General features: G+C 27.5%; 7 protein-coding genes and 1 pseudogene. 2 read left to right on the top strand and 6 right to left on the bottom strand.

Annotated features, from left to right (window positions below):
- Nucleotides 1-414: 414 nt before the first annotated feature.
- A pseudogene (locus ACTNAO_RS12430) lies at nucleotides 415-1053 on the top strand (IS4 family transposase); the annotation flags it as partial.
- A 1339-nt stretch (nucleotides 1054-2392) separates the two neighbouring features.
- On the opposite strand, the gene ACTNAO_RS12425 reads toward ACTNAO_RS12430, so the two are convergent.
- Complete coding sequence (locus ACTNAO_RS12425; RefSeq protein WP_441029510.1) at nucleotides 2393-2590, bottom strand: class IIb bacteriocin, lactobin A/cerein 7B family; 198 nt, start codon at nucleotides 2588-2590, stop codon at nucleotides 2393-2395.
- Between the two features lie 22 nt (nucleotides 2591-2612).
- Nucleotides 2613-2816, bottom strand: coding sequence for a hypothetical protein (locus ACTNAO_RS12420; RefSeq protein WP_441029513.1), 204 nt, complete (start codon nucleotides 2814-2816; stop codon nucleotides 2613-2615).
- 178 nt (nucleotides 2817-2994) lie between these two features.
- Here ACTNAO_RS12420 and ACTNAO_RS12415 point away from each other — a divergent pair, with 178 nt between their 5' ends.
- Nucleotides 2995-4428: a DDE-type integrase/transposase/recombinase gene (locus tag ACTNAO_RS12415; protein ID WP_441029516.1), complete on the top strand. Its 1434-nt coding sequence runs from the start codon at nucleotides 2995-2997 to the stop codon at nucleotides 4426-4428.
- A gap of 263 nt (nucleotides 4429-4691) precedes the next feature.
- On the opposite strand, the gene ACTNAO_RS12410 is transcribed toward ACTNAO_RS12415, so the two are convergent.
- The 4 genes from ACTNAO_RS12410 to ACTNAO_RS12395 form a co-directional block, all read right to left on the bottom strand.
- Nucleotides 4692-5426 carry a GTPase family protein gene (locus ACTNAO_RS12410; RefSeq protein WP_441029519.1) on the bottom strand — a complete coding sequence of 245 codons (735 nt, stop codon included), beginning with the start codon at nucleotides 5424-5426 and terminating at the stop codon, nucleotides 4692-4694.
- The gene (locus ACTNAO_RS12405) at nucleotides 5417-6649 is read right to left on the bottom strand and encodes a GTPase family protein (protein ID WP_441029522.1); all 1233 of its coding nucleotides are present in this window, start codon (nucleotides 6647-6649) and stop codon (nucleotides 5417-5419) included. The genes ACTNAO_RS12410 and ACTNAO_RS12405 overlap by 10 nt, the downstream gene beginning before the upstream one ends.
- Nucleotides 6650-6794: 145 nt before the next feature.
- A complete protein-coding gene (locus ACTNAO_RS12400; protein ID WP_441029525.1) occupies nucleotides 6795-6959 on the bottom strand; it encodes a hypothetical protein in 165 nt (54 codons plus the stop codon).
- Nucleotides 6956-7333, bottom strand: a complete 378-nt coding sequence (locus ACTNAO_RS12395; RefSeq protein WP_441029528.1) for a hypothetical protein — start codon at nucleotides 7331-7333, stop codon at nucleotides 6956-6958. Before ACTNAO_RS12395 ends, ACTNAO_RS12400 begins: the two co-directional genes overlap by 4 nt.
- Nucleotides 7334-7490 lie beyond the last annotated feature (157 nt).

Genomic DNA, 7490 nt, shown 5'->3' with positions numbered 1-7490 from the left:
TCATCCTTTCCCCTCCTATAATATGTATTAATACTATTATAAAAGGGATTTTTATAAGTGGGGAATTTTTATTCCCTTAAGTGGGTAAATTTATTTTACCACTAACATTAAGGAACCAAAAATTTTGTTCAAAGGGGGTCAAAAATGACGTCTGAAAGGGGGTCAAAAACGACACTTTTAAAAAGTGTATTTTTGACCGGTCTAAAAAAACTGAAAAGTGGCTGTTATCAAGGGTTTTGAAGAATGAAAAAATGAAAAATGCAAAGGGCTTAGAACTTAAGTCGGCAAAGTCAAAAAAATAAGAGCAAAAACTTAAGTCGGCAAAGTTAAAAAATAAGATCAAAAACTTACGTGAATAACTTGACATTTATATTTAATCAAACTTTCTTTTAAAAAATTAAACTTTCTTTCAAAATGACACTTGCTGATTTAGGGTACTATAAAACTGATTATCTTAAATAAATTGAAGATTCTGGAGTTTCTTTTATATCTAAATTAAAAAGTAATACTGTTGTATACATAAAAAATCCGAATCCTGAAAGATATAAGACTGGAAATATTAAAAGATTTACTGAATATAAAAAAATAGATATTATAGAACTGGCAAAGCCTTTGCACGAAGGCGAAACAGCACAATTAGATAATATCTACATTAGTTCCAAAAAGGAGCTACAAAGCAAATTAATTGTAACAAAATTAATGGCTGAAAACAAGGTTAAAAGAGAGCTTATTCATAAGAAAAATATACAAAAACATAGAGGAACACTAAGTAAGCAAAGATCTGATTGGAACAGTGTGAATGTATACATGACAAATTTTCCTTAAAAAATAATTTCATCAAAGCAAGTTCATGATTTATATTCATTAAGATGGCAAATTGAAATTATGTTTAAGGTATGGAAATCAATTTTTAGCATAGATAAAGTTAAAAGGGTTAAAATAGAAAGATTTAAATGTTTTTTATACGGAAGATTAATTACTTTATTACTTGAATCTTCTATAATATTTACAGCGAAAAATATAGTAAATGAGGAGCATAATAAAGAAATCAGTTAATCATATACTAAAATTTACAAAAAAATACACAAACCAATTAGAATAAATGGAAATATAATACTGTAAATTAAATACATATATAAGTGATTTAGCATCAAAATTACTACGTCTTATTAAGTGAACCCTAAAATTCAAATCTGAATTGATATATGTATAAAAATAACAAATAACTACTTCCAATTTTTAAATTATGTGATATTAAAATTATGTTAGGTGTTGAAAAACCTTAGCTTGACAGCTAGGGGCGTCCCACCTATTGTTAAAACTAAATAAAATTGTGATTATTACTAAAAAGATTTTAAGAATACACAAAATTATTTACAGGCTCAACTTATTTAAATTTAACTCGTACTTTTTATTATCATAGTTCTTAAATAAGCATAAAATTAGAAATTTTTTCTGGATAGTTTATCTATAAAAGCAATGCAGAATAATATTGCAACTATTATTATAAATAAAACATTTATATACTGTATATATTTATTATTTACAAACAAAGTTAATATTTCAAGCATATTAAAAAAACAAATAATACTCTCAAATAAAATCAAATTAATTTTATTATTTTTTGATGCTATAATTAAAAAAATATATATATTATTGGTGATTATGAATATTTCATTATAATTACTAATAATTATAGCTATAATTATTAGTAATAAGTCAAGTAATAACAATTTAAATATATTCTGTTTATTAATTTTTTATCACCCCATCATAAAGATACCGTAATTCGTTGTTTTTTACTTAAATTAAATATAGCTATTAGTAAAAAATAATAAGAACAATAAAAATATAAACAACAATTAAAATCATAATGAATTTTAATATTATTTTAGTAAATTTACTACACTTATCTAATTTTGAATTTATAAATTTACTAATTTCTTCAACAAACTTATAAAACATAATTTATTTTTACCTCCATATTATTATTTTGATAAAAAATATAAGGTGCTTTAATGTCGTTCCAGACGTTTATTTATCACTACTAAAGACTGGTAAAACGAATAAATAATGCTAATAGCAGTAACGATTCTAAAAAATGTTCCTATATAATTAGTATGATCTATTACTTTATTAATTTCGCATAAAGTTAACATATAGATACAACTATTATAAACTTTTGGATATTTTTTAAACATATTTATTTTATTTATGTAAATTACTAATGGAATTAGAATTATTGTTGTTGATATAGATAAGCAATCATTCATTTCAATAATTTGAATTACAATGCTCATTAATAAAACACTAAACATAAATATAATTTTAACTATAACACTATTCTTAGATACAGTTAGTAAGAATTTAAAATTCTTACTAACTGTATAAATTAATTTGCTAATGAAACACATGTTCCAATTACACCCATGTTATATAATGCAATATAGCCCAATGCAGCACCTGCAGTAGCAGGACCACACGCTAAAGCTGCTATTGCAAATCCAGCTGTTGCACCACAACCAAGAACACCTTTCCAACAAATTCCACCATTGACTTGACTTAATTCATAATTATCCAATTTTATCATCAATTATAACTCCTTTCTTATTTTAACATCTATAGTCTCCATGTAAAGCTCTATTATATATATCTAATAAGCTGTTTACATAATCTCCTGGAAAACCAATCCAAGTAGTTGGCCCTAAAAGGAAAAGGCATCCAATTGTACAACCATTTGTCCAAAAATTAGGATCATTCAAGCAACAATCTCCAGCAGAAATAGCACTTAATTCGTTTTTACTTAATATTTCCATAGTCAACCTCCATATAAATGAAGTTAGTGTAAAGTTTTTTACACTATTTTTCTTTTTAAATCTTTATATATCAAGGTTTCGTAAGTTTTTTTGTATAAAAAAATAACGACCCCCTAATTTCTATGTTAAAATTGAATATCTCACCAAACAAAACTAACTAAGAAAGGTTGTCGTTATCGTGAATTCAATTATAACTTATTTGCTTTTATATAATCAATATCTAATTAAAATTATTTGTAAACTTTTAGAATTTATTTGCAAGTTTCTTCCACTTAAACATTGGAATTTCGATGATTCTAACAGTCCAGAATATCAAAAATTCAAAGTAGATATTTTACCTAAGATAATAAAATTTCAAAAATCTGACTATAAACTTCTTATTGCCTACTATAAACATAAGTATGGCTATGTCCTTAGACCTATTAACCGCCGAAATGGTGAAACCTTATCTAAAGATATCCGTTGTCCTAAATGTGGTGCTCCTCACGATTATATCTACGATAATAATGGTGGCAAAGGTCAGATGCAATGCAAAGTATGCAAAACAAATTTCACTCGCAATGAACCAAAACCTATAACTTTAATATGTCCTCATTGTGGGCATATTCTTGAAGCTAAGAAAACCCGAAAACATTTTAAAATACACAAGTGTACAAACCCTAAGTGCTCATATTACCAAAAGAATTTATCAAAGGTTCCTAAAAACATATCTCATAAAGAATTATCAAAGTACAAACTCCACTACATTTATCGTGAATTTACTTTTGATTTTTTTAAAATGGACTTACATATGCTTCCTAATAAGATTACTAATTTAAGATTTACAAAGCATAATGCCCATATCATGGGACTTTGTCTTACTTATCATGTAAATTTAAAACTTTCTACAAGACAAACAGCACATGCTCTAAAAGAGGTACACGGTATAAAAATATCTCACACTATGGTAGCAAACTACGCAATGACTGCTGCTACTATTATTAAGCCTTTTGTTGATACCTTTGATTATGCTCCTACAAAAATACTATCTGCTGATGAAACCTATATTAAGGTTAAGGGCATTAAGCACTATGTGTGGATCATTATGGATGCTTGTAAAAAATCAATCTTAGGTTATCAAGTATCTGATACAAGGGCTGTTGGTCCATGTATTTTAGCTATGCGTATGGCATTTAGCAAGTTTAAATCATTTCCTGGTAAAGCCCTTAAATTTATTGCTGACGGTTATAGTGCATATCCACTAGCAAGACAACAGTTTGAGCTACGTGAAAATAAAGTCTTTGATGTCACACAAGTTATAGGTTTAACTAATGAAGACCCTGTATCAACAGAATATCGATGGGTTAAACAAATTGTTGAAAGACTTAATAGAACATTTAAATCTTCGTACAGCGTAACCTGTGGTTACGGTAGCGAAAATGGTGCACTTTATGGTGTTTCTTTATGGGTTGCCTATTACAACTTTCTAAGACCTCATCCTTTTAATTACTGGAAACCGCTTAATAAAGTTCCTGGTATTGATAATGTCGGTAATATGCCTGCTAAATGGCAGTTACTTATTTATTTAGGTCAACAAAAAATTCTAGAACTTCAAAAGCAAAATATAAGCTAAATAATAAAATTCATATTGTTTTACTAGCCTATTTTTCAAAAAGAGCTATAAATAGGTTTATTTCTTATGCACATTTTCATAAAAAGTCATGTTCAAATACTGAAATATCTACTTTTAGGTTTATATATTTTTTTCATAGCTTACTTTACACTATCTAAAATTATTGAACCTATACCTTCAAATTTAATAAAAAAAGTCAGTTAATAAACTTTTCATAAATTGTTTTTTACCAATAAAGAACGTTTATCTCTGACTTTTTAATCTCATATATTAAAGTTAAATTTTAATTTATCTGCAATTTTTTGTTCTAGAAGATTCATATTAATATTATCAGCTGCACTATAATACAAAATATCATTTATAGAAATATTAAATATTTTCGAAACTTCTAAAACTCTTTTATCCAAATTTAATAATTGTTTTTCTGATAAACCTTTTTTTCGATTTACAGGTTCAATTTTATCAGCATAATTAATTGCAATCAATAATTTTTTTCTTTCCTCACTTGAAGGAAACATACTATTAATTATTATTTCATCTACAGCAAAATCACGTTGATCGGCTCTTAACACATACACAACAACACTAGACTTTTCGAACATCTCTTTATACCAATCATAATAATTACTATCAGCATAATTCGTTTCTCCAACACCTGGTAAATCACAAATTTGAAGAAAAGATGGAATACTTTTATCTATTCTATACATTGCTGTATATAAATCTTTAGTACATACACTAACATCACTTGTAGCAAATACATCCTTGCCAACTAGCTTATTAAGTGTCGTTGATTTTCCATAACCAGTTTTCCCAATAAACATTATCTGCTGAGAATAAATTGTTTTATTCACGTATCCCCAATGGCTATTATTAGCATTCCATTGATATTTATCATTTAATGGAAATGACACTTCTTTTATAAATTTAAAATTAGGATGTTTTTGAATCCACTCTTCAATTTCGGCTTCATAGTTTATATGCACTTCTATGCCCATATCATATACCTATTAATTAGTTCATTAACCATTTCAATATATTTTTCTTTGCACAATTCCATTTTTCCTTGTTCAATGTACAAAAGACAATTATCTAAATACTTACTCTTTATTTCGTTATAAATTTGAGAACTATTCTTTTCCTTATCAATAAGCTTTACTATAGTAGGTGCTACATTGTAATATCTACTAATAAGTTTTTTTCCATCCTCTTGATTGATTAACCAGTTATCTCTAAACCTTCTAAATTCACTAAGCTCATAACAATCATCCAGCTTATTTCCATTTTTGCAAACAGCAGTAGTGATATAACACCCTCCACCATGACTTCTACCGCCAAAAGGTATATGATCTGATATCCAATCTCCAACTTTTTCTATACCACTTTCTATAACATCTAAAGCTTTAATTACTATATCTCCAGCAGTTTCAACAACTGAGCACACAACATCTCCTGCAACTTCTAAAAAAGATTTCTTTACATGTTCTCCAGTTGCCTTAGATTGAAACTCTTTATTTACGGCCTTAAATACTGTTATTTTTTTCTCTTTTGGTAATGCTCTAACAAATCTATCAACTAGTTCTGTTAAATTGTACCTTTCATTTGCGGATACTGGAATTACAGAACTAGATGCAACATCAAAAAAATTAGCTACATCTTTAACCTTCTTATCTATATTTTGAAATTGTTTAGGACCTGGTTCATGTTTTTCTTCATCCCATTCTCTAAATGGCTCAATTTTATCAACTTGATTAAGAACAAAGAAAAAAGGTTTTCCTTCATCAATGTGCGGTTTAACAACATTTTTATAAAAGTTTTCATCAGAAGCAAGAGCACGATCATCTGATTTTATCAACCATAATACCAAATCTAATTCTGGTAAAAGTTTAGAATATAGCTTTCCATATTCCTCATCTCTTTCACTACTTTCTCCAACTCCAGGAACATCAACCAATTTAATCCCATTACCATCTAAATTTAACATTACTTCTTGGGCATCTCTTGTACAAGCTTCAACATCACTAATTGAACATATTTCTTGTCCAAATAATGCATTACATAAACTTGATTTACCAACTCCAGTTTTACCAAAGACTCCAATTTTAGGTTCATAATTCAATATATTAGACAACCTATTATTAATTTGCTCCCTCTGTTCTTTAGAAACTTTCACCCCATTTTTTTCTAATTGTTCATAAAATTCCTCGTTTGCAGATTTCATATACATACCCTCCTTAATAACATATGGTAAATTTAAAAATAATAATTTACTTTGATGTAAATAATTATCATAATAATTTTATCGTATCTTTTTTTTTTAACTTTAACATTTAGCAACTTTATAACTTGTAATAGTACTATTGTAATCAAAACCTATCAAAGTCCTCCTGCGTAGCAAGTTCAGCATATTTACAATCATCATTTCTACTTTCTGCATACATATCATTAACCATTCCTACAGTTAATAAATCCAAATCTCTAATAGAAATACCTAGTTGCACACATCTTAGCAAGAATAGCGGCGTTGTCATCTCACGCTCTGTTTTGCGAAGTTTTTTTTAGCTTCAACATCTGTCTTTACATTTAATCCCCAAAGTTCTATTATTTTAGGCAATATCTGATATATAGAAAATGTATTAAATTCATCAAGCCATTCTTCAGGACTATCCGGAATATTAGAATCTGCATGTTTAGCCATTATATATGCAATATTTTCAAACATCTCTAATGAGAACATATCAAGAGTTGATTCTTCTGGATTTTGTTTATTTAGGCTTTTATCTAAAGTACTTAAATCTTTATAAATATCTCTTTGAAATTTTAATCTATATATTCTTGGGATAGCAGCAGATGCTTTAAAAGGTATCTGCTTACCATCAATTTCAATTTTCTTTATAATACTCATTGTTTACCTCCTACTTACTTGCGGTATTATTAGTTGTGGATTGGTTACAGAACTGAAAGGTAAAAAAATTCTCATTAAATTGTGTAGAAATCTACGCATTTCCCGTGTGATGAAGTAAAATAAAAGAAAAACTTTGTCTCACAGGAGGTTTTATGGG

This window comes from Clostridium sp. HCP1S3_C6, from assembly GCF_052066735.1.
Taxonomy (GTDB): Bacteria; Bacillota; Clostridia; order Clostridiales; family Clostridiaceae; genus Clostridium.
This window is presented reverse-complemented; position numbering and strand designations above follow the sequence as displayed.

Coding starts and splice junctions, on each gene's coding strand:
- ACTNAO_RS12400 (WP_441029525.1), bottom strand. CDS start 6,959: ATGACAACGCCGCTATTCTTGCTAAGATGTGTGCAACTAGGTATTTCT.
- ACTNAO_RS12405 (WP_441029522.1), bottom strand. CDS start 6,649: ATGAAATCTGCAAACGAGGAATTTTATGAACAATTAGAAAAAAATGGG.
- ACTNAO_RS12420 (WP_441029513.1), bottom strand. CDS start 2,816: ATGGAAATATTAAGTAAAAACGAATTAAGTGCTATTTCTGCTGGAGAT.
- ACTNAO_RS12395 (WP_441029528.1), bottom strand. CDS start 7,333: ATGAGTATTATAAAGAAAATTGAAATTGATGGTAAGCAGATACCTTTT.
- ACTNAO_RS12425 (WP_441029510.1), bottom strand. CDS start 2,590: ATGATAAAATTGGATAATTATGAATTAAGTCAAGTCAATGGTGGAATT.
- ACTNAO_RS12410 (WP_441029519.1), bottom strand. CDS start 5,426: ATGGGCATAGAAGTGCATATAAACTATGAAGCCGAAATTGAAGAGTGG.